This window comes from Lysinibacillus sp. LZ02 (genome assembly GCF_050613145.1).
GTDB lineage: Bacteria > Bacillota > Bacilli > Bacillales_A > Planococcaceae > Lysinibacillus_B.
The window spans coordinates 3,430,190-3,453,436 of the sequence record NZ_CP192507.1 but is presented as its reverse complement, the minus strand read 5'-3'; the positions used below and the strand labels follow the sequence as shown (position 1 = coordinate 3,453,436).

The following is a 23,247-nucleotide window of genomic DNA, read 5'->3' as shown; positions in this document are numbered from 1 at the left end:
GTAAGGGAGGTGGCAAGATATGAGCGGTGGAGGCTACGGCGGCGGTGGTTATGGCTCTGGGTTTGCTTTAATCGTGGTTCTATTTATCTTATTGATCATTGTAGGAGCTGCGTTTCTTTATTAATCAATAAAAAGGCGAAATCCGTCTAACGGATTTCGCTTTTTATACTGAAAATAATACTTCCACATAAAACGATACTAATAAAATGGTAATGAGCACATTAATTGTGCGGAAAATTTTGGGGTGTCGTTCTTCAGGAATTTCGCGACGTACACATAGTGCATATGTCATGCGATTAATTTGAAATAAATAAAATACCGAGAATAGCACTACGATTAAGAGTAGCAATTCTATTCCTCCCCTCTATCACTTCTTTCAGAATATCAAATGACCTATTAGTGAGACAAGTGTGAGCTATCGTCCATATATGTTGGAATTAAGATTTCATACCCCTTAGGTGTTTCCTCGATTATAGCATTTTTAGGTGCTCGCCATATATCTTTTACAAACAATAAGTCAAGTAAACAAATACTACAATGAAATGCTAATGATAAACAAAAATAATGTGAAAACTGAGGCCATTTGATTGCGCCTAAAATAAAAAAAGTATTTAAGACAAAAAATGGCGTAACTAATGTAAAGAGATAACGATTTTTTGGGATCGTTCCTGTTATGCGCATATGCAAAATTGGGATAAATGTATATTTAATTTTTAAGCCATATGACAGCGATTTCCGATAATTAAACAACGAAAAATAATGAATAAGTTTGTGCATTGGATACAGCAGAATGAAGGCAAACATAAAACGCAAGAAATAGGCATCTGAATGGGGACTACTATATCGAAAGCTTGTTAGCGCATAAGATAGGCAAAAAACGATGACGAACGTTAAGCTAGTCAATAAAAAAAGCCGTGTTGTTCCATATTCATATTCGATGTTAATGGTTTTAATACAGTTCATAAATGTACCTCATTAATAAAAATTAAAAAGAGTGTACGTAGCTTATACACCCTTTTCCTTGGTTATTGTGTAATGGAAGCTTGCGCCTGCGCGTGATCTAAACTTTCTTTAAAGTCATCAAATGAACGTTCAAAAATATCAATAAAATCTTCGCCGTAAATATTACGAATGACTGCCATAACATCTAAAAACTCGGGGAAGCGTCCGTATAATTCTTTTAGCGGCAATGAGCCATCGATAATCGCATGTTGTGTATCATGATAATGTTCATACATTCGAAGGATTAAAGCATTACCTGCTTCTGTTAGTTCTACATACGTGTTTCGTTTATCATCATCACGTTTTGAAAACTTTAATAGTCCGCGCTCTTCTAATTTTTTAGAGAAGTTAAACGCTGTTGATACATGCATTACACCAAATTTTGCAACATCGGAAATAGAAGCACCTTTTAAATGGAATGAAATCCATAAAATATGATGTTCATTAATGTTTAAGTCGTAAGGTTTAATCCATGTTTGCCAGTCTTTTTCGACAGCTTTCCAAAGAGCTTTAGATAGCTGAGCGATGCGTTGACTATATAACATAGCCTCTTTCATTGTGTATAATCCTTCAGACACTGCAATCACCTTCTTCTTTCATAGCATTTTGAAAATATTATAGCAGTAAAAGAAAAAAGTTTAAAGTTGGAAAAATTAAATAATTGAAATGTGATTTAAAATTACAAGTTTTTGGATAAAAACTAGTGGAAAACGCAAAAAATAACCCCTTTTTATAGGTCTTTCGATATATTCGGGTCGTAGTGTACATTATTCTTTATTTTCTAGTTTGAGGGATATTTTTCTCGATTTCGTTAATGGAATTCTGTAAATTTTCGATTTCTTGTTTTAGTTTTTCTGTTTCAGGTTCAATCTCGTTTTTGAATGTTACAATCGTCTCTTTTAATTCATTTATTATTTTAGGCATATTATTTTTCGTTTCTTCTGTAAAAGTAATGATAGATTGTTTTACATTACTTGTTTCATTTTTTACATCAATCAGTTGATCTTTGAATGTTGTAGCATTACGTATAATAGTAGAGCGTAATTGTTTACCAGCCTGAGGAGCTGTTATGATTGTTGCTACCATGCCTGTAACAAGTCCGACCCCTACTCCTGTGAAAAATGTTTTTGCTTTCATTTTGCCAACCCCTTTAACATAACATAGATAATGATAGAAAATTTTATACACATACAAGTAGATTTCCCACTCGTATTCTTATTAAAACATGAAACAAAAAATAACAAAATAAAAAGAAGCTACGAAATTCGCAGCTCCTTTTTCAGCTTAAGCTTGAGATACTGAAGTTTTGAATCGTGAGCGCTTTACTAGATTTGTTACGATAGGATAAATAATCAGGAAAGCTACTACGTTAAATGCGATAGCAGGTAATACAACCCCAGCAAATAATACAGCGAATGTAGCACCTACATCTGAGCCGATAACAAATAATGCTACCGATAAGAAAACTACTCCTGACAATACCGTTCCTAGTCCAACTAAAATAGCTGATACAACCATATTGCTTGCTAACTTTTTAATAATTAATAACACGATTAAAAATGCAAAGCCAGTAATTGCTTTATCAACTACGTTCGGAATAAAGCCACCAGGGAATGTTGTAAACAATCCTGATAAAACACCAGTCGTTATAGATAATAAGAATGTTTCTTTTACAGAAGGGAATAGTAAAATGCCAATAAACATCATTGTTAACATGAAGTCAGGCTTCATCCCTTGTACTAATCCAGGTGTTACAACATAAAGTGCTGCACCTACACCGACTAAAAGCGCCATTAAAACTAAGTTCTTCGTATTCATTTTTCTCGTCTCCTCTAAACTTTCTAATCTTTCGTTCTCCTAATGTGCACTCATTGCCATTAGCGAAAACGTATACTGAATTTTACGTCTGAATTGCTGAAAAATCAATGCTTCTAGCTATTTTTTCTGAAAATAGCTAAAATAATAGGCTCTACTTAACTGCTTCGGTAAAATTTGTAGTGAAAACACGTAGGAAAATTCAGTTTTACCTTTAAGCGTTCGCTTAAAGATTTTCTTGAATAGCTTGTGCAAAGTTTGCTAATTCGTTCATTTCGAATTTTTTTGTATTCCATTGTAAGTGCAATCCATCTGTTTCGTCGTAACGAGGAATTAAATGTAAATGGTAGTGGAATACAGTTTGACCAGCTGCAGCACCGTTATTGTTGACTGTATTGAGCCCAACTGGATTGAATGCTTGCTTGATGGCATTGGCTACTTTTGGTGCTGCTTTGTAAAGGTTAGCGGCCACGTCTTGCGGCATTTCAAACAGGTCTTGGCAATGTGTTTTTGGAATAAGTAGCGTATGGCCCTTCGTTAAAGGCATAATGTCCATAAATGCGTATACGTGCTCGTCCTCGTATACTTTCGAGCTTGGAATGTCTCCATTGATAATTTTACAAAATAGGCAATCGCTCATTTCAAAACATCCTTTCCATCTATTTTCATCTATTTTAACATATGTACACTGAATGTTTTCCAACTTTTTGATAAACTAAGGACAAGCTCTAAATGAGTAAAAATACATCCTAAAAATACCAGTTAAATAGTAAAAGACATGTATCATAGCCTCCGCGCTTTGCCACAGCCTACACAGGAGCTAAAACAGGCGCGGCCTGTTTGGATCTCCTGTTCCTGCTCCTGACGTTGCACTTTCGTCGCAAAGAGAATCTTGGCTCCTGTGGCTATGGCGCGCTATGGCAACAGTAAATACTTCTCGATATGCTAGAAAAACATTTTTCTTCTTTAAAAGAAATCAATTTCTTTCTATTTGCAAGTATAATTGCCTAGCCTCTACCGTAATGAATGAGAATCTTTTTTTATTTTTAGCAACCAATTATTATATTCCAGGTGTGTTGATTATTAAAGTATTTCCTGTATAGCAGCGTGTTTTTTTAGCAAAAACGTGATCAAAAATGACTTGCCAGTTGATTGCAGCGGAATCGGCGAGACTCCTACGGGAATAGCAATAAAGGAACGAAGGCTAAAACCGTCACGTCCTGTGACAACGCCTTCGTGACCAACATCGTGTTGGCCTGAAGACCCCGCAGGAAATTTATTTACGACGAAAGCGCAGCGACAGGAGCACCGAGGTACGAGTGACGAGGAGGCTGAAGCCATGCCCGTGGAAAGCGAGCCGAATGGAGCGGAAAGCAACGGTTACTCAGCTGGTAATATATGTTTGGGGATTTGCTCGTTATGAGGACAAGAATAGGAGTGACATTATGACGATTTTACAAGTATCTAATGTGTCAGGCGGCTATACGAGAAAGCCTGTGATTAAAGATTTATCATTTACGATTGAAAAAGGCGAGCTTGTTGGTCTAATCGGTTTAAACGGTGCTGGCAAAAGTACGACGATTAAGCATATTATCGGCACGCTGCTACCGCGTGAAGGAGAAATTCGTTTAAATGGCGTGACGTTAAAGGAAAATATGGATGGATATCGTTCTAGCTTTTCATACATTCCAGAGACGCCTGTTTTATATGAAGAGTTAACATTAAAGGAACATTTAGCTTTAACCGCAATGGCCTATGGGATTGATGAAAAGACATTGGTAGAACGGTCAGAAAAACTATTAAAAGAGTTTCGAATGGAAAAACGCCTGAATTGGTTCCCATCACATTTCTCTAAAGGGATGCGTCAAAAGGTAATGATTATGAGTGCATTTTTAGTGAACCCAAGTCTTTATATTATCGACGAACCATTTGTTGGGCTCGATCCACTCGGTATTCAATCATTGTTAGATCAAATGGATATGAAAAAACGAGAAGGTGCTTCGATTTTAATGTCAACGCATATTTTATCTACAGCAGAAAAGTATTGTGATCGCATTATTTTGCTACATGAAGGGCGTGTGCGTGCACAAGGAACGATGGATGACCTTCGCCGTGCGTTTCATATGCCACATGCAACACTCGATGATTTGTACATTGCGATGACGAAGGAACAAGCAGGTGAATAGCATGCAAAATATTTGGTCAAAGCGATTTCTCCATTATATAGGTGAAGTACAAAAATATATGCGCTTCGTTTTTACGGGACATATAGCCATTGTCCTTGTATTTGTCGTCGGAGCAGGTGGCTATCAATATAGTGAGTGGTTAAAAGTAGCGCCGAACGATTTTCCAGCTGAATGGCTTGTCGCGAGTATTGTTGGGATTATTTTAGCGTTTAGTGCCCCGACAACCCTTATTCGTGAGCCGGATCAAGTGTATTTATTGCCACTTGAGACAAAAATGTCAATGTATTTTAAGAAGGCGCTGAACTGGACATTTATATCGCAAGTGTTGCTTTCGATGGTGGCGTATATTGTAGCGATTCCGCTATTAAATACGGTGACAAAGCTACCAGTAAGTCAAATTTGGATAGGTCTTTTTGTCATTATGCTGTTGAAATATTTGAATGTGCAAATTGAATTTAATTATCGTTATAGTAATCGTGGACAACTTATATGGATTGACCGGATTGCACGTATGGTGATGTCGATTTTAATCATTCATAGCATCTTAACAAGTGGATTAGTGCTAGGGGTTATTCTTTTGGTTATCGTCACTACCTACCATGTATTTTTAATAAAGCGTGTAGCCGATGAACCTGTACCATATGAACACTTTGTAAAGTTAGAACAAAATCGCATGATGCGTTTTTATCGCTTTGCCAATTACTTTACGGATGTACCACATTTACGAGGCTCGATTCGCCGCCGAGCATGGCTGGATTTTGTGTACGCATGGATTCCGTTTAAGAAGGAGAAAACACAACACTATTTAGTGTTCCGTACATTTGTTCGAACGGATGATTATTTTTATTTATGGGTACGTTTAACAGTTATTTCAGCGGTCATCGTAGCATTTGTGGATATTCCTGTTGTGACTTGGATTGTAGTAGGGGCTTTATCGTTTGCCACAACACTTCAATTGAAATATGCTCTGCTATCATCAGGGGAGTTCCGCATGGATATGTTATACCCTGTGCCGTTTAAGCAACGTGGCTATGCGGTTGAAACATTACTACGCTTCTTTATGGTCATTCAAGCAATCATTGTAACGATTTGTGGCATGACGCAGCCACTCTTCCTCTTCGTTCCACTTATTGTTCTCGTGGTGAGTGAATTAACATTACGATTAACGAAGGGCGCGTCTGAAAAGTCCCTTTGAGACGCGCTCTTTGCTACGGGGATGAAAGTGATTGTCAACAGTCTGAGGGCCATCCACAATTGGATAGCCCCTTATTGTTCAGGCTGTGGTGCGGTAAAAGTTGTCGTATAAGTTTTGGAAGTAAAGAAAGTTTGGGTTGGCGAGCTAGATGAATCGAGTAGCTGTGCTAGTTCCGCGTGAAAGGCGTTGGATTTTGTCCATACTTCAAATGACGCAGGTCCTGCCCATTGTGTGACAACAACATATGTTTCTGCTTTGACCGGACGTAACACGCGATAGGCGATGCACGATGTATCTTGCTTTAGGTGAGCGATAGCCGTGATAATGCGTTCTTCAAAAAGTGGGCGCGATTCCTCCATGACAGGTACATTTTGCATCGCAACAAAGCCGCGTTGCTCAAAGTGACCTGCCCCGTCAATTACTTCAAAACGACGTGGTGTTGCGAAAACAGATTTTTTTTCTGATTCGTGCATAACGACAGAGTTGCCTTGTCCGTGTAATAAAATCATCTTTTCCTTCGCGTATTTTGTAAGTAGACGTTCCATAAACTCCGGCGTCCCCGATGTTAAATAAAAATTCATGTTAATCCCCCTTTAATCAATAGTTATTTCCATTAAAGAGCGATTGAAACGTATTTGTCAAAGTCGAGCATCGATTAAAGAACAATTTTATGACATTTCGGGCATAAAACTATACAATAGCTAAGGAACAGTTTATATTGATAACGGATATTAAGAGTGTTACAGATAAAAAATAATAACTATTTGAGGGGAAGGTATTCTTTTCATGAGAACAATTAACGATACATTGTTACGTGCAGCACGTGGCGAGAAAACAGACTATACTCCTGTATGGTACATGCGTCAGGCAGGTCGTTCACAACCCGAATATCGTGAAATTAAAGAAAAATATTCACTAGAAGAAATTACAATGCAACCAGAACTATGTGCATATGTAACACGTCTTCCAGTTGAGCAATATGATGTAGATGCGGCAATTCTTTATAAAGACATCGTGACGCCATTACCAGGTATGGGTATTGATGTGAAGATTAAAGCAGGCGTAGGTCCTGTTATTTCTAACCCAATTCGTTCAGCAGCAGATGTTGACAAATTGGGAGAATTCAATGCAAAAGAGCATACACCATATGTATTAGAGACGATTAAAATATTAACGGAAGAGCAGTTAAACGTACCGTTAATCGGTTTTGGTGGTGCACCATTTACACTAGCATCGTATATGATCGAAGGTGGACCTTCTCGTAACTATGCAAAAACAAAATCATTCATGGTTTCACAACCGCAAGCTTGGTTTGCATTAATGAACAAGCTTGGCGATATGATTATTGCAGATATTACAGCGCAAGTAGCAGCTGGGGCAAAAGCGATTCAGATCTTTGATTCTTGGGTTGGTGCATTGAATGTAGAAGATTACCGTGTATTTATTAAACCGGTCATGACACGTATTTTTGGCGAGCTACGACAATTAAATGTCCCATTAATTCAATTTGGTGTAGGTGCTTCTCATTTAGTGAATGAATGGCATGATCTACCGATTGATGTAGTAGGTCTTGATTGGCGTTTACCAATCCGTGAGGCAGCGGCACGCGGCGTAACGAAGGCAGTGCAGGGGAACTTAGATCCAACGTTATTATTAGCAGACTGGAACGTAATAGAAGCACGTGCAAAAGATATTATTGACCAAGGTATTGCACACGAGGGTGGTCACATCTTTAACCTAGGACATGGTGTTTTCCCAGAGGTTGATCCAGCCGTATTGAAACGTTTAACAACATTCATTCATGAATACAGTCGTGAAGCGAAGGCAAAGAAATAAGGTAAATTAAGTAATAGGCAATAATTGTAGTGATTAAGTTTTCGCAGGACATTAACATAAGCCTAGGCTACCATGTCTTCCGAATGCGGACGGCTTGTGTAACTGTGCGATTACATAAGACATTTATAAAATTCTAGAGGTGATTCTTTCATGAAACCAGTACGCGGTTTATTAGTAATGGCATACGGAACGCCATATAAAGAAGAAGATATCGAGCGTTATTATACACATATTCGTCATGGTCGTAAGCCATCTCAAGAGCATATCGATGACTTAACAGAACGTTACCGTGCGATTGGTGGTATTTCACCGCTTGCTAAAATGACAGTTGCGCAAGCAGAAGCACTTGGCGCACGTTTAAATGAAGTACAGGATGAAGTGGAATACAAAGTATTTATCGGCTTAAAACATATTGAACCGTTCGTAGAAGATGCAATCGAAGCAATGGTGAATGAAGGTATTCAAGAGGCAGTATCGATTGTGTTAGCGCCCCATTTTTCTACATTCTCGATTAAATCGTATAACGGTCGTGCACAGGCACATATCGAAAAACTTGGCGCCAAGTTAGCATTAACGTCTGTTGAATCTTGGTACAAACAACCGAAATTCATTGAATTCTGGAAAAATGCAGTGAACGGTGAATTAGCGAAAATGTCTGAAGAAGAACGTACAAACTGTTGCTTAATCGTATCGAATCACTCATTACCAGAGAAAATTAAATTAGCTGGTGACCCATACGAAGAGCAATTAATCGAAACGGCGCGTCTAATTGAAGAAGCTTCTGATATTGAAAATGTAGAAGTAGGTTGGCAATCAGCTGGTCAAACACCAGAGCCTTGGTTAGGGCCAGACGTACAAGATTTAACAAAAGAACTATTCGAACAAAAAGGTTATAAAGCATTTATCTATACGCCAGTTGGTTTCGTAACAGAACATTTAGAGGTACTGTACGATAACGATATTGAATGTAAAGTGGTATGTGATGAAATTGGCGCAAGTTATTACCGTCCAACAATGCCAAATACGAACCCACTATTCATTGATGCTATGGTAGATGCAATTCACGATAAATTAGCGAAATAAGATAGAAAGCGATGATGAGGATGACGAGGAGAAGGAAGATAGTCGTCATAGGCGGCGGGATAACAGGATTAACAGCAGCGTTTTATTTACAACAAATCGCAAAAGAAAATCAATATCCGCTTGATGTCGTTATTGTCGAATCTTCTCTTCGCCTTGGTGGAAAGATTCAAACGATACGCAAGGGTGGGTTCATAGTAGAGCGCGGGCCAGAGTCATTTATTGATGAGCAGGGTAGTGTTCATCAATTAGCACGGGAACTGGGGATTGCTGATCAGCTTGTACATAATAAGAATGGGCAAACATATGTCGCTGTTGGCAAAGATTTATACCCGATACCGAGCAGTTTATTGTTTGATGGATCGCCAAACGTCTCCTCACTCATTACGACTGGTTTAATTTCTGTAAGTGGTAAAATTCGTGCAGCAGGTGATTTATTTATTCCGAAACCTTCTCAAGAGACAGATGAGCCAATTGGTCATTTCTTTAGACGACGCTTTGGGAAAGAAGTTGTGGAAAATTTAGTAGAGCCGCTATTGGCGGGAACGTTTGCTGGTGATATTGATCATTTGAGCATTCAATCGATGTTCCCGCAATTTTATCAATTAGAGAAAGAACATCGGAGTTTACTGCTTGGATTGAAAAAGCAAAAAGTAAGTCATTTTGCCATCAAGCATTTTGAGGAGCAATATAACCACTACGGCACATTTGAACGAGGGCTTGAAACGTTAATCGAAAAGTTAGAGGAAAAGCTAGCGCCTACTAGTACCATTTTAAAAGGTGTCAAAGTAGAGGCGATTGATTGTATTCGAGATGGGCAGTTGAAAATTGAGCTCAATAATATTTCTCCGATACAGGCAGATGCCGTCATTATGACGACGCCGTTTAATGTAGCTAAATCAGTATTTAAGAAGCATAATGTAATGCAACATTTACCGAATATGAATTATGCGACGATTGCTACAGTGACGATGGCATTTAAGCAGGAAGAACTGAAGAAATATAAAAAAGCGTTAAACTTTTTCGTATCACGCAATAGTGATTTAGCGATTACGTCTTGTACTTGGAGTAACCGGAAGTGGGATAATGTCGCACCAGAAGGCTACGATTTGTTGCGTGTTTATATTGGGCGTGTCGGTGACGAAACGATTGTCGAGTTGTCAGATAGTGAAATTGAACGGATCGTGTTAGCTGATTTACGTAAAGCAATCGACCTACAAGGAAATCCACTATTTACAATGGTGACGCGCTGGAAGCAGGCGATGCCTCAATATACAGTTGGGCATGATGAGCGTCTAAAGCAATTAAAAGGCGAACTGTATGATCAGTTTCCGCAGGTAAAATTAGTTGGAAGTTCCTATGAAGGCATTAGTGTGCCTGATTGTATTGAACAAGGTCGACAAACCGCACAAGAAATGTTAAATACACTATTTGAACGACAAACTGTACAGTAGATACACGTATCTATTGTGCAGTTTTTTTATCTTTTGGACACAATTATGTTGAGGTGTAATTGCGATTGATTATGCTAAAGTTTAGATTATTGAAGTTCACAATTTTACCGTACATACTTCATTGATATTTCACATTTGTAAAGTACGATTGAATGGGAGTGAATGAATATGAATAAGCCAATGATTGCCTTATTAATGTGCATATTACTGTTAACTGGATGTAGTGAGCAGCGATTTACACCGATTAACCCGCATCAGCCTTTCGTTGCATCGGTCAATATTTTGCAACCCTCATTAACGTTTTTGGATCAGGAAGGCGATACGATCGCAACATGGGAATTTGAATCTGCTTATACCGGAGGCGTGCTCATTCAACATGACCGAGTGCTCATGTATGGACATGAACTGACAGAAGCCCATTTGTATGAAATTTCAACAGGTAAACATGTGGCGACAATCGAATGCGGAATGGGTACGACAAATGCTTATTACGACAATCAGTCAGAGCGATTTTTTATGACAAATAGTAAAACAAATGCCGTTATAAGTTATGATTTACAGGGAAAAAAATTACATGAACAAAAATTATATAACTATCCGATGTCGATGGTTGCTAGTAACGGCTATTTATATGTAGTCAATTACAAAGATACTGTTTTATCAGTGTTGGATATTGAAGAGTTTATTGTTGTAGATGAATGGGAGATTGCTAAATCCTCGCATGGCATTGCCGTTCTAGAACAACAAAACAAGCTTTGGATTGGTGGACACGGTGAAGGCAGTAAACCAAATCAAACGATTGATGTCTATGATTTAACGACAGGAGAAAAACAGAAGCCCATTAGTATGCCGCTCATGCCGGTTGGAATCGCTAAAAAAGGTGATGAAGTGGCTGTTATTAGTCACGGCGAGAGCATGTTATATGTGGCTGATATAGACGGTGAAATTTTATGGAAACAAAAAGTGGGGGCCAATCCTTTTGCTGTGCAACATTTTATGGATTTTATTGTCGTAGCAGGTTATGACGATCAAACCGTTTATTTTTTGGAAGACCAACAAATTATAAAAAAAGTACAAACGAACAAGGGGCCATTTCAATTGTTAGTAAGGGAGGGTACAACATGACGACTATACTTATTGTGGACGATGAACTAGATATGCGTAATTTAATCGAAGTAATGCTATTAAAATCAAATTTCCGTACATTAACAGCAGCAAATGGGGCAGATGCTTATGAAATTTTAACAAGAGAAGAAGTGGATATTGTGTTGCTGGACGTGATGATGCCGGAAGAAGATGGCTTCCAAGTATGTACGAAGATTCGCTTTACTTCAGACGTACCCATTATTTTTTTAACAGCACGCGATGCTAATGAAGATAAAGTAAAAGGATTAACAATTGGCGGTGATGACTATATCATTAAGCCGTTTACAGCAAGTGAATTAGTAGCCCGTCTTCATGCTGTCCTTCGTCGTACAGGGCGATTAATGTATGAGGTGGAGCAGAAAATATTAACACGTGGCTGTATTAAGTTAGACGAAATATCGCGTAAAGTTATGGTAAATGATGTGCATGTCCCTTTAACGCTCAAGGAGTATGAATTATTGTATTTGTTTATGCAAAATCCCGATAATGTGTATTCAAGAGAACAACTGCTTGAACGAATTTGGGACATTGATTACGGTGGGGGAACACGGACGGTGGACACACATATTAAAACGTTACGCTTAAAACTGGGCAAACAATCAAAGGAAGCAAGCGAATATATCCAAACGGTTTGGGGTATTGGCTATCGCTTTGAAAAACGCAAATGACAACATTTGCACGAAAAATATGGGCACTAATTATTGTTTTTTTAGTCATCACCATCGCGTTTATGTATTTGTTAACCGATTTTTTATATGAACAGCTGTACGTAGAAGATACAGAAGCTTCCATGATTGAATATGGTGAACGACTAGCGACCAAGTATAAAGGTGGCGAGGTAACAGATGAGCTAATTGCTGAAATTGAGGAGCATAATAGCTATGGGAACTTTAGCGTCTTTGCTGTACGCAATCCACGTGAATTAAGTGCTTGTGTACCATTTGCTATCGATTATGAAACACTTATCGGACCAGATGAGCGTCAGCAACTGCTGGCAGGACAAGCGATCATAAAAATCGGCTATGAAGAACGATTTGAACGACAAATTATTTCAGTTATTTTTCCATTCACAGATGAAAATAGATTAGAAGGCATTTTATATTTATATTATCCGTTAGCGAAAATTAGTGAGTTAGCCAAAGAAGAAGTATTATTTTTAATTGCTTGTGTTGTCGTATTTGCTGTTGTCATTGGGTATTTCGTTTTTAAGGCACTGCGTCATATTATGCGCCCTCTGCATGAGTTGCAGCAAGCGGTGCAGCAAATGTCAACGGGTGATTATACAGCCCGAGTTTCTGTAACGTCCAAAGATGAAATTGGCCAGTTATCAAATGCGTTTAACGATATGGCACAGGCCATTCAGCAGGAAGATGAAGAGAAAAAGACGTTTTTAGCCACCGTTTCACATGAGCTTCGTACACCGATTAGTTATGTAAAAGGGTACAGTGAGTCGATTCAAAATGGATTTATTGAAGGGGAACAAAAAGAAGAGGCCATTCGATTAATTGCTAGGGAAGCGAATCGAATGGAGCGTTTGACGAATGAACTGATGCAATTAGTTCATGTGGAAGCTGAACAAGCAGTTGAAATGTATCCGATTGTATTGGCTGAAACATTACGTGATGCCATCCAAATTATTCACGTAAAGGCGAAAGAAAAGCGAATCGAAATCTTATTAGAAGCAGATGAAGAATTAATTGTGGAAGCAGATGAAGAAAAGCTGAAACAAATTTTAATTAACTTATTAGAAAATGCCATTCGCTATTCCGATGAAAAGAAGACGGTACGAGTGGAAGCGAGAGCATATGAAAAGATGGCCGTTATGAAGGTTATAGATAAAGGAATCGGTATACCGAAAGAGGATTTGCCGAAAATTACAGAGCGTTTTTACCGTGTCAATAAAGCGCGTAGTAGAGCAGATGGCGGCAGTGGACTAGGGCTATCCATTGTTGATAAACTTGTAAAACAGCATCAAGGGACATTACACATCGAAAGTGAAGTTGGAGAAGGAACGGTGGTAACGGTCCAAATACCGTTAATGGAGGAATAAGGAATGAAGAAGTTATTTTTAACGTTAGCAGCAACTGCTGTATTAGCAGCTGGTTGTGGGCAAGAAAAAGTAGATACAATAGATAGCGGTGAAATGCCAGTTGAAGTGATCGTAGACGTATTAACACCGAAGGAAGTACAACCAAATGAAGCGGTAACTCTTGAAGTGAAGGTGACACAAGGTGACGAAGCAGTGGATGATGTTGAAAGTATGGAATTCGAAGTATGGGAATCAGGACATCGTGACGAAGGAACGATGCTCGATGGAGAATTAACGAAAGATGGTGTGTACGTAGCAGAATATACATTTGATCATGATGGTGTCTATTATATGTACGCTCATACAACGGCACGTGGTATGCATGTGATGCCAAAACACGAATTTATTGTTGGTCATCCAGATATGAGTCAAGTGCTAGAAGATAACAGTTCAAGTTCGATGGAAAATATGGAGTACGGAGAATCTACTGAGCAAGATGGTCATACTGAACACGGAGAAAAGTCTGAGGAAGAACATAATCATTAATGGGATATTGTTATTCCAAAGTAGTTGAAGTGATAAAGAAAAGTGTATTAGTACAGCTCTGTACTAATACACTTTTTTAAAAAGATAAAGTATAAACTTTTTCTAGTTTAAAGAGTGTCTAGCTCCAGCGCCCAGCCCCTCGTGACGTTTCGAAAGTCTCTTCGTGTGCAAGCGCACTGTGAGCCTATCTCCAACGCATGTCGGGGCTAGAGAGGGCGCTTGCGCTTTTCTTATAAAAAAGAAAAAACCCTCGAGCATTGAGCGCACTCGAGGATTGAATTGTGTAAGCGATATAGTGTTACTAAATCATAAGGATGAAGCGCCAAGTAGCAATAAACTGTGAATTAAAGAGTGTTGCATTTCTCACAATTGTTGCTGTAGCACTCGCTTTGTTCTTCGATTTTGTCACCGCATTGAACACATACTTTATCTGGTAAGTTTTTGAAAAACTCAACTACGTTTTCTAACATTGTGGATAGCCCCCTTTAATCAAACTGTTATATTACTGTCTTGTTGTTTTAAATTGTACTATAACAGTTTATGTTCGTCAACACAAAATGTGCATTTTAGGGTAAAATAATTATGTACATTTTGTGAAGGAGTGAAGTGAATGTATTTCATCGATAATAAGGGAATTACAGATCCACGGGTGAACTTAGCGATTGAAGAATATGTGTTGAAAAATATGGATATCGAAAAAGATGATTTCCTACTGTTTTACATAAATCAGCCATCAATTATTATTGGCAAAAATCAAAATACGATTGAGGAAATCAATACAGATTATGTAGAAGAGAATGGTGTGATTGTCGTACGTCGTCTGTCTGGTGGTGGTGCTGTATACCATGACTTAGGTAATTTAAACTTTAGCTTCTTAACAAAGGATGACGGAAATAGCTTCCACAACTACAAAAAATTTACGCAACCTGTAGTAGATGCTTTAGCGAAGATGGGTGTAAATGCAGAGTTGTCAGGTCGAAATGATATTTTGGCAGAAGGGCGTAAAGTATCTGGGAATGCTCAATTCGCTACAAAAGGTCGTATGTTTTCACATGGTACATTAATGTTTGATACAGAAATTGATGCAGTTGTATCAGCCTTGAAAGTGAAAAAGGACAAGATTGAATCAAAAGGAATTAAATCCGTTCGTTCACGTGTAGCTAATATTTCAGAATTTTTAACAGAGCCGATGGCGGTAGAGCAATTCCGAATGGAAATATTAAAATCGATTTTTGATGGCGAAGAAAACATTCAATACTACGATTTAACAGAGCGAGACTGGGAGAACATTTATCAGCTATCGAAAGAGCGTTATCAACAATGGGATTGGAATTACGGCAAATCACCACGCTTCAATATTCAAAAGCAACATCGTTTCCCATCTGGTAGCATTGATATTCGTTTAGAAGTAAATCGCGGCATCATTGAAGAAGTAACGATTTTTGGTGACTTCTTTGGAGTTGGCGATGTAGCGGAAATCGAGGCATTATTAGTCGGTGCGCGTTATGACCGTAATGCGATTTCTGAAAAGCTGGTGGATATCGATATTCCAAAGTATTTTGGCGGCGTTACAAAAGAAGAGTTTTTACAGTTAATTTATTAATTTTTAACTTTATTCAGCGGTTGTCAAAACACCGACTAAATGAAGATACAGCTTGCAGCGAAAGAGGACGTACTTTCAGAGTTTTTGAGTACGTCTCTTTTTTATTGTAAAATGAAAAGGAGCTCGATATCAAAATATGTTCTTGATTAAAAAATGTAGGATTCTAAAAGCACATGGAGTGAAGGGCGGCGACTCCAGCGGGAAAAGCGAGAAAGTCGAGACCCCGCAGGAAATTTATTTGCGACGAAAGCGTAGCGACAGGAGCACCGAAGAATGAGTGACGAGGAGGCTCGACCTCGCCCGCGGAAAGCGTCCGCCCGTAACGGAATGTGCGGTCAAGTACATGTTTTGATGAATACTCTTAAAAGGAGCTCGAAAAGTAAATCAACAAGCTTATGATGAGTTGAAAAATAGGGAATCAATATATATGAAAGTAACTACTTTAATGAACTAAAGGGGTGATAGGATGGAAAAGCACCGGATTTATATAGTCGAGGATGATATAAAAATTGCTTCATTGCTCGCAGAAACACTACGGAAATACCAATATGATGTAGCCATTGTTGAAAATTTTGAAAATATTATTGAAGAATGTAAACGTTTTAATCCGCATCTTGTGTTGCTCGACATTAATTTGCCTACATATGACGGTTATTACTGGTGTCGTCAGTTACGTCAATATACAACGTGTCCGATTTTATTTATTTCTGCACGGTCAGGTGAGATGGATCAAATTTTTGCGCTTGAAAATGGTGGCGATGACTTTATTACGAAGCCATTCAACTACGAAATTGTACTGGCAAAAATTCGTAGCCATTTACGTCGAACATACGGAGAATACGCACCAAAACAAGAGGAGCGTACAATTAAACAAGGGCAGCTTACGTTATATTTAGAAAGAATGGAGTTGCATGTAAAAGAGACGATTATTCCGCTACAGAAAAAGGAGTGCACCATTTTAGATTTGTTAATGGGCAATGCACCAAAAGTAGTGTCGCGTGATCAGCTGCTTGAACATTTGTGGGATGATCAAGTATTTGTAGATGAAAATACATTAAATGTAAATATGACGCGTGTTCGAAAAAAGTTAGCGGATTATGGTGTTACATCGAGTATTGAAACGATGCGCGGAGCAGGATATCGGTTTATTTTAAGTACGGAGGAAATGTAATGGGGGCAGGACTAAAGCTATTTTTGAAAGAACATCTGTCATACCTTATTTTTCAACTATTGATCGTACTGTTTACTTTAATGCTGTACTGGTTGGAAGGATTTCGAAATTTCGCAACAGCGATGTACTCTATCGTTATGAGCGTTATTTTAATTGGGTCTTTTTTAACGATTCGTTATATGTTGCGTCGACGTTATTTGAAAAAAATTGTTCATTTACCAACACAGATGGATGATGCTTTACAGAAAAATGCCAAAACGCTGGAGTACTATCAAACGGAAAGCTATATGCATGAGTTGTACAAGTTATATCAGCAGGAAGTGCAGGCGCTCTATACGAAACAGACGCGTCAATATAAATTTACCAATCAGTGGATTCATCAAATGAAAACACCGGTAGCGGTTTTAGAATTACTATTGCAAGAAGAATCGCTCGATAAGCGAAGTGTTCAAGAAGAGGTAGATCGTTTAAAGCGTGGCCTTGAAATGGTATTAATGAATGCACGACTTGAAAATTTTCAAGAAGATTTACAAGTAGAACAAGTAAACTTAAAGCAACTTGTCACGTCTACAATTAATGAAAATAAACGTTTGTTTATTGCAAATAAGGTATTTCCAGAAATGAAAATAGACGAAGAAATCGTTGTGATGAGTGATTCCAAATGGCTTAAGTTTGTCATAACTCAATTTATCACAAACGCAGTAAAATATACGTTTGAAGAGCATAAAAAAATTATGATTGAAGCTACAAAGCAGGGAGAAAGTGTAACGCTTTGTGTAATGGATGAAGGGATTGGTATTCCAAAGTCAGACTTATCACGTGTGACGAAGCCATTTTTTACAGGCGAAAATGGACGTAAAACAGGTGAGTCAACGGGAATGGGGTTATATATTGCACAAGAAATTTGCGCAAAGCTAGGACATGAACTAATGATCGAATCAGAAGTACCTATAGGAACAACCGTTAAAATCATTTTTCAACACTAGGAGTGATGATGTGGAACCGATTCAAGTAGAAGAGTGGACATTAGTAATTGATAGTCAAAAAACAAAAGAAGTATATGAGAAGATTAACTATAAAACTGATGTTGTAGAGTGGTTAAACTATATGGAAGTGTGCAGTATTAAAGATCCGAAAGTTCTTACATTTTTTGAACGGTTAGGAATCGATATTTTGAAGCCAAGCCAACTATCTTACTACCCTGTAGAAGAGGGCACAATGGTGATGTATACAGGTAGTTATCATCTTTGTGGGGAGTTAGTAGAGGGGGAAATGGACGGATGGGACTTGGTCATTGAGGGGCATTGTTTTTCATTAACACAGGAACATGATGCGATTCCACAAGAAATGTCAGGGGACATTTTAGAAATTAGCTTTGAAGTGGTTCTTCCGTGGATACTTGATATACCAATACATGTTGAATAAGGAGAGAATATGTCCATTTTAACGATTAATGAAGTAACGAAAGTGTATGAAGGAAAAGTAACGACACGCGCATTAAACCAGTTGAGCTTTGAAGTGAAAAAAGGTGAGTTCGTAGCAGTGATGGGCCCATCTGGTAGTGGTAAAACGACGCTCTTAAATTTAATTTCAATGATTGATACACCAACGAGTGGAGAGATTATTTTTAATGGTATGCGCCCGCAAAGTTTAAATAGTACCGAGTTAGCGTATTTTAGGAGACGTGAGCTCGGTTTCGTTTTTCAGGATTTTAATTTATTGCCTATGTTAACGGTGGAGGAGAATATTATTTTGCCATTAACATTAGATGAAAAACCGATTGCATTTATGGAAGAACGATTAAATGGATTAGTCGATAAACTCGATTTATGCACTATTTTAGCGAAGCGTCCAAATGAAATTTCAGGAGGGCAAGCACAGCGAACAGCTATTGCACGAGCGCTTATCCATGAGCCATCACTTGTTTTAGCGGATGAACCTACGGGTAATCTTGATTCGAATGCAGCACGTGAGGTATTAGAGTTGCTTTCAGAAATGAATAAAGAAAAGCAAGCGACCATCATTATGGTGACCCATGATCCGATTGCCGCAAGTTATTGTGATCGGGTGCTTTTCATAAAAGATGGTGAATTTTTTAATGAAATTTATAAAGATGAGCGTAGACAGACGTTTTTCCAAAGGATTTTAAATGTGCTCAGTTTGTTAGGAGGACAAGTAGGTGACTTTTCAACAATTCGCTTACCGTAATGTCTTTCGAAATTTCCGTAATTATGCAGCCTTTTTTATGGCGAGCTTTTTTTCTGTATTTGTGTTCTTTTTATATTCCATGCTGATGTTTCATCCGGATATGGAAAATGGCTTTTTAGGGGAAGCATCGATTATTGGGATGGTTTTTGCAGAAGTTATTTTAGTGTTGTTTTCATGGTTTTTTATTTTTTATTCAATGAAGGCTTTTTTACAAGCTCGCTCTAAAGAATTTGCGATTTTACTTCATCTTGGTATGGAGAGGCAGCAACTTGGACGGCTTGTGTTTTTGGAAACGATGCTAATTGGCGCTCTTTCAAGTATTAGTGGTATATTATTTGGCTTTGCCTTTTCAAAATTCTTTTTTATGATTATCCGTGAAATGTTAAGCTTAGAGGATTTACCATTATATGTATCATGGGGTCCGTTTTTATTGACGTTTGCTGTATTTATGGGTGCTTTTATTATTATTTCGATTGGTAGTGTGATGTACACACCTGAGCATAAATTGACGCATTTATTAAAAGCACGTGCTGTAGATGTATCGGATCGTTATTCAAAGGGACGTGCTATTTTAGGACTTGTTTTAATTGGCATTGGTTATATGTTTGCTGTGATTACGACGAAAACGACACTCTTTACCTTTACGCTATTGATTCCGATTGTTGTGACATTTGGAACATTTTATTTTTTTACGGACACTGTTTTTTTTATTTTTGATTTATTGAAACGGCGAAAAGATATGTATTGGCATAAGGCATGTATGTTATCGGTTGCTGAACAAATCTATACAATGCGTCAAAATGCCAAAATGTTTTTTGTTGTCACAATGGTATCTATGTTGGCCTTTTTATGCGTCGTACTGCTCGCTGCGCTTTCTTCTTATACGGCTCAGTATGATAAGCTCAATCCACTCGGCATTGTATATAAGGGACATTTCGATAATCCTTATGAAAAGGAGCATGTATCCAGTATTATTAATGAGCTAGAGGAGCAAGGTTTTTCCTACCATGTGACACGCTTTCAAGTGATTAAACAAACATCGCTGGCCACATCGAATGAGGTGGAAGTATTCCGTGAAACGGACATTAACCGGATGTTATTTTCATACGGTCTTCCGCTCGTTAGACTGAATGCGGGAGAAGGGATGTTTATACCGTATTCAGATGAGTCCATTAAAACACTGGAAGAGATGACAGTAGAGACCGTGCTGACAGAAAATAATGTGCCGATTACAATCGACCGGGTATATCCTAAAATCATTTTTCCGACATCCATTATTAGCCGAAACTCCATTATTATTAGCGATGAGGATTATAAGCTATTAACCAAACCTTTAGCTATTCCTGAAGAGGTACCGAGCTATCATTTATATGCATTTGATATTCCTCACTGGATAGAGGCGAAGGATATTGGCTTATCTATTCAACAATTAGTATCACAAGAATATGTGAAAAGTACTGTCTATTCATTGCCGTTTTATTTTGAAAATACAGGTTTAAATTATTCTTATATATTAGCTATGTATTCTTTATTTACTGTGTCAGGTGTATTAGTAGTCATTGTGTTTTTAATGGCCGCAGGGAGTTTTATTTATTTTAAGTTGTATGCAAACCTCGAACGTGAACGTCAACAATTTGCGGTCTTAAAGAGAATGGGATTAACAGATGCAGAACAAAAACGATTGATTACAAGACATTTAGCACCGCAGTTTTTCTTGCCATGGGGTATGGCACTTTTGCATAGTACATTTGCATTTATCGCACTTCAATCTGTATTAAAAGATGTGATTAACCTCATTATTGTAAAAGAAATTATTGTCGCTTTCTTTCTATTTGTTTGTGTGCAAGTTGTTTATTTTTATATGATTCGTTGGCGTTATATTGCCCATGTGAATGACTAGTGTGATTGAATAAAGTAGAAAAAACAATTTGTTTCTGACAGAAAAACGGAATAAAATACAAAAAACCTATTGTTTTACTAATATACCTATTTTATAATAGCAATAAAATGAATATTCAGTTCATTTACGCGACAAGGGGGATGGGTGTATTGAATTTAGTTGAACAAGTAAGACAACAGGCTTTCGAACAACCAGAAAAGACAGCGTATTATTTTATGGGACAAGGGACAAGTTATGGGGAGTTTGAGCAGACGGTAGGACGTTTTGCAAAAGCTTTACAAGACTTAGGACTTGAAAAAGGGGATCATGTGGGATTGTTACTTGGCAATACACCGCACTTTTTAATCTCGTTGTATGCAACAATGCGAATTGGTGCAACGGCTATTCCGATTAATCCAATTTATACAGCGGATGAAATTTCGTACATTATTCAAAATGGGGATGTAAAGGTGGTCATTGCACTCGACATGCTATTGCCACTTGTAGAGATAGGTGTAAAAGCCTTTCCACAAGTACAGGGCTACATCATTTGTGAAACGACGCCGGACGTGGGGGAGAAATTTACGGCGCTTAGTGATGATGCGAAAGCAAAGACGAAGCTATTTACACATGTGTTAGCCAATACAACCACTACGGTTGATCCTGTTGCAGTTGAGCAAGAGGATATAGCGGTCATTTTGTATACATCAGGTACGACAGGGCAACCAAAAGGTGCCATGTTAACACATGGCAATTTGTATTCCAATGCACGTGATGTAGGTGAATACTTACAAATGACAGGTGATGACCGTATCATTACAACATTACCAGTATTTCATGTGTTTGCATTAACAGTGGTCGTGAATGCCCCTTTAATGAAAGGTGCGACACTTCTTGTAGCACCGCGCTTTAGCCCAAGTGAGATTTTTGAGCTAGCAGAGACATATAAAGCAACTGTATTTGCAGGTGTACCAACGATGTTTAACTTCCTATATCAATTTGAGGAAGGGAATCCGAAAGCGTTTGAACACTTACGCCTTGCTGTCTCAGGTGGTGCATCTATGCCAGTATCGCTTCTTCATCACTTTGAGGAGAAATTTAATGTTCGTATTTCAGAAGGATATGGCTTATCAGAAGCCTCTCCGGTGACATGCTTCAATCCGTTAGACCGTGAGCGGAAAGCAGGATCGATTGGACAATCGATCGTCAATGTGGACAATAAAGTGGTGGATGCATTAGGCAATGAAGTACCCGTTGGAGAAGTGGGTGAGCTCATTGTACGTGGACCAAATGTGATGAAAGGTTACTATAAGCTTCCTGAGGAAACAGCGGTAGCTATTCGTGATGGATGGCTATATACGGGGGACTTAGCGAAGAAAGATGAGGAAGGTTATTTCTATATTGTAGACCGCAAGAAGGATATGATTATCGTAGGTGGATACAATGTATATCCACGCGAAGTAGAGGAAGTGCTATTTGCACATCCAAATGTCATTGAAGCAGCGGTAGTAGGGTTACCTGATCAAAATTTGGGAGAAGCAGTACATGCTTATGTTGTATTAAAAGATAAGTCCATGACACCAGCGCAACTTCAAAGCTATTGTGCAGAGCATATCGTCAAATATAAAGTACCAAAAGTGATTGAAGTGTTAGATGAATTACCGAAAAACTCAACAGGTAAAATTTTACGTCGCTCATTAAAAGAAATATCAACTGTAAGTTAATATTAATGCTTTGCGCTATTACTCAATTTGGTAATAGCGTTTTTTTATTTTAAATGGATGAGCCATTTTAAGGAAGCCTATGTGGAACGTTCGACTAGCGCAAATACTTTTAAGAAAGTTTAATACAATATCAGTAGATGGGAAGCGTACTTTTTAGTGGAATGGTTTATAAAAAGCGCTTGCTCGTTGATTGGAGCGGAGGCGACTCAGCTGTAGCTGAAATCAACGTTAAGATCCTCTTTAACAATAAAAGGTCAATTAATGTGTATTATGCAATATAGAGAAATCAAATTATTCAATAGCGTCTTTTGAAAAAGAGCTAAGGAGTGATATACTATTGTTACGGGAATCGAAATATTAGTGGAATGAGGAA

General features: G+C 38.1%; 25 protein-coding genes. 17 read left to right on the top strand and 8 right to left on the bottom strand.

What is annotated here, in order from left to right; genetic code table 11:
- Positions 1–19: 19 nt before the first annotated feature.
- Positions 20–124, top strand: a complete 105-nt coding sequence (locus ACQQ2I_RS16695) for a YjcZ family sporulation protein (RefSeq protein ID WP_431027898.1) — start codon at positions 20–22, stop codon at positions 122–124.
- A 39-nt stretch (positions 125–163) separates the two neighbouring features.
- Here the strand turns inward: ACQQ2I_RS16695 and ACQQ2I_RS16690 are convergent, their stop codons facing one another.
- From ACQQ2I_RS16690 to ACQQ2I_RS16665, 6 genes are all read right to left on the bottom strand, one after another.
- Positions 164–349 (bottom strand): hypothetical protein, encoded by a 186-nt coding sequence (locus ACQQ2I_RS16690; protein WP_391371501.1) that lies wholly within the window; start codon positions 347–349, stop codon positions 164–166.
- Positions 350–396: 47 nt separating this feature from the next.
- Positions 397–804 carry a DUF3267 domain-containing protein gene (locus ACQQ2I_RS16685; RefSeq protein WP_431030541.1) on the bottom strand — a complete coding sequence of 136 codons (408 nt, stop codon included), beginning with the start codon at positions 802–804 and terminating at the stop codon, positions 397–399.
- Positions 805–1,025: 221 nt separating this feature from the next.
- Positions 1,026–1,586, bottom strand: coding sequence for an HTH-type transcriptional regulator Hpr (locus tag ACQQ2I_RS16680; protein WP_431030540.1), 561 nt, complete (start codon positions 1,584–1,586; stop codon positions 1,026–1,028).
- 190 nt (positions 1,587–1,776) lie between these two features.
- Positions 1,777–2,139, bottom strand: a complete 363-nt coding sequence (locus ACQQ2I_RS16675) for a YtxH domain-containing protein (RefSeq protein ID WP_431027897.1) — start codon at positions 2,137–2,139, stop codon at positions 1,777–1,779.
- A 147-nt stretch (positions 2,140–2,286) separates the two neighbouring features.
- Complete coding sequence (locus tag ACQQ2I_RS16670; protein WP_431027896.1) at positions 2,287–2,820, bottom strand: tryptophan transporter; 534 nt, start codon at positions 2,818–2,820, stop codon at positions 2,287–2,289.
- A gap of 223 nt (positions 2,821–3,043) precedes the next feature.
- Positions 3,044–3,457, bottom strand: coding sequence for an HIT family protein (locus ACQQ2I_RS16665; RefSeq protein ID WP_431027895.1), 414 nt, complete (start codon positions 3,455–3,457; stop codon positions 3,044–3,046).
- A gap of 805 nt (positions 3,458–4,262) precedes the next feature.
- On the opposite strand from ACQQ2I_RS16665, the gene ACQQ2I_RS16660 reads away from it, so the two are divergent.
- Together ACQQ2I_RS16660 and ACQQ2I_RS16655 are read left to right on the top strand one after the other, a co-directional pair.
- Entirely contained in the window at positions 4,263–5,003 is a 741-nt protein-coding gene (locus ACQQ2I_RS16660; RefSeq protein ID WP_431027894.1) for an ABC transporter ATP-binding protein, read from the top strand.
- A complete protein-coding gene (locus ACQQ2I_RS16655; RefSeq protein ID WP_431027893.1) occupies positions 4,996–6,198 on the top strand; it encodes an ABC transporter permease in 1,203 nt (400 codons plus the stop codon). The genes ACQQ2I_RS16660 and ACQQ2I_RS16655 overlap by 8 nt, the downstream gene beginning before the upstream one ends.
- 71 nt (positions 6,199–6,269) lie before the next feature.
- Here ACQQ2I_RS16655 and ACQQ2I_RS16650 read toward each other — a convergent pair whose 3' ends face one another.
- The gene (locus ACQQ2I_RS16650; protein WP_431027892.1) at positions 6,270–6,779 is read right to left on the bottom strand and encodes an antibiotic biosynthesis monooxygenase family protein; all 510 of its coding nucleotides are present in this window, start codon (positions 6,777–6,779) and stop codon (positions 6,270–6,272) included.
- A gap of 205 nt (positions 6,780–6,984) precedes the next feature.
- On the opposite strand from ACQQ2I_RS16650, the gene hemE reads away from it, so the two are divergent.
- The 7 genes from hemE (at position 6,985) to ACQQ2I_RS16615 (ending at position 14,289) form a co-directional block, all read left to right on the top strand.
- Positions 6,985–8,034, top strand: a complete 1,050-nt coding sequence (hemE, locus tag ACQQ2I_RS16645; protein WP_431027890.1) for a uroporphyrinogen decarboxylase — start codon at positions 6,985–6,987, stop codon at positions 8,032–8,034.
- Positions 8,035–8,184: 150 nt separating this feature from the next.
- Positions 8,185–9,117, top strand: a complete 933-nt coding sequence (hemH, locus tag ACQQ2I_RS16640; protein WP_431027889.1) for a ferrochelatase — start codon at positions 8,185–8,187, stop codon at positions 9,115–9,117.
- 11 nt (positions 9,118–9,128) lie between these two features.
- Positions 9,129–10,568, top strand: a complete 1,440-nt coding sequence (gene hemY / locus ACQQ2I_RS16635; RefSeq protein ID WP_431027888.1) for a protoporphyrinogen oxidase — start codon at positions 9,129–9,131, stop codon at positions 10,566–10,568.
- A 168-nt stretch (positions 10,569–10,736) separates the two neighbouring features.
- Positions 10,737–11,693: a YncE family protein gene (locus ACQQ2I_RS16630; RefSeq protein ID WP_431027887.1), complete on the top strand. Its 957-nt coding sequence runs from the start codon at positions 10,737–10,739 to the stop codon at positions 11,691–11,693.
- Complete coding sequence (locus ACQQ2I_RS16625) at positions 11,690–12,382, top strand: response regulator transcription factor (protein ID WP_431027886.1); 693 nt, start codon at positions 11,690–11,692, stop codon at positions 12,380–12,382. Before ACQQ2I_RS16630 ends, ACQQ2I_RS16625 begins: the two co-directional genes overlap by 4 nt.
- Positions 12,379–13,764, top strand: coding sequence for a sensor histidine kinase (locus ACQQ2I_RS16620; RefSeq protein WP_431027885.1), 1,386 nt, complete (start codon positions 12,379–12,381; stop codon positions 13,762–13,764). The genes ACQQ2I_RS16625 and ACQQ2I_RS16620 overlap by 4 nt, the downstream gene beginning before the upstream one ends.
- A gap of 3 nt (positions 13,765–13,767) precedes the next feature.
- Positions 13,768–14,289 (top strand): FixH family protein, encoded by a 522-nt coding sequence (locus ACQQ2I_RS16615; protein ID WP_431027884.1) that lies wholly within the window; start codon positions 13,768–13,770, stop codon positions 14,287–14,289.
- Positions 14,290–14,633: 344 nt separating this feature from the next.
- Here the strand turns inward: ACQQ2I_RS16615 and yhfH are convergent, their stop codons facing one another.
- Positions 14,634–14,759, bottom strand: coding sequence for a protein YhfH (gene yhfH, locus ACQQ2I_RS16610; protein WP_081978034.1), 126 nt, complete (start codon positions 14,757–14,759; stop codon positions 14,634–14,636).
- A 140-nt stretch (positions 14,760–14,899) separates the two neighbouring features.
- Here yhfH and ACQQ2I_RS16605 point away from each other — a divergent pair, with 140 nt between their 5' ends.
- The 7 genes from ACQQ2I_RS16605 (at position 14,900) to ACQQ2I_RS16575 (ending at position 22,874) form a co-directional block, all read left to right on the top strand.
- Positions 14,900–15,892, top strand: a complete 993-nt coding sequence (locus ACQQ2I_RS16605; RefSeq protein WP_431027883.1) for a lipoate--protein ligase — start codon at positions 14,900–14,902, stop codon at positions 15,890–15,892.
- Positions 15,893–16,358: 466 nt separating this feature from the next.
- Entirely contained in the window at positions 16,359–17,063 is a 705-nt protein-coding gene (locus ACQQ2I_RS16600; RefSeq protein ID WP_431027882.1) for a response regulator transcription factor, read from the top strand.
- A complete protein-coding gene (locus tag ACQQ2I_RS16595) occupies positions 17,063–18,049 on the top strand; it encodes a sensor histidine kinase (protein WP_431027881.1) in 987 nt (328 codons plus the stop codon). The genes ACQQ2I_RS16600 and ACQQ2I_RS16595 overlap by 1 nt, the downstream gene beginning before the upstream one ends.
- Positions 18,050–18,059: 10 nt before the next feature.
- Complete coding sequence (locus ACQQ2I_RS16590; protein ID WP_431027880.1) at positions 18,060–18,488, top strand: hypothetical protein; 429 nt, start codon at positions 18,060–18,062, stop codon at positions 18,486–18,488.
- A 9-nt stretch (positions 18,489–18,497) separates the two neighbouring features.
- Positions 18,498–19,271 carry an ABC transporter ATP-binding protein gene (locus ACQQ2I_RS16585; protein WP_431027879.1) on the top strand — a complete coding sequence of 258 codons (774 nt, stop codon included), beginning with the start codon at positions 18,498–18,500 and terminating at the stop codon, positions 19,269–19,271.
- Complete coding sequence (locus ACQQ2I_RS16580) at positions 19,243–21,171, top strand: FtsX-like permease family protein (RefSeq protein ID WP_431027878.1); 1,929 nt, start codon at positions 19,243–19,245, stop codon at positions 21,169–21,171. Before ACQQ2I_RS16585 ends, ACQQ2I_RS16580 begins: the two co-directional genes overlap by 29 nt.
- 149 nt (positions 21,172–21,320) lie before the next feature.
- Positions 21,321–22,874, top strand: a complete 1,554-nt coding sequence (locus tag ACQQ2I_RS16575; RefSeq protein ID WP_431027877.1) for a fatty acid--CoA ligase family protein — start codon at positions 21,321–21,323, stop codon at positions 22,872–22,874.
- The last annotated feature ends 373 nt before the right edge of the window (positions 22,875–23,247 follow it).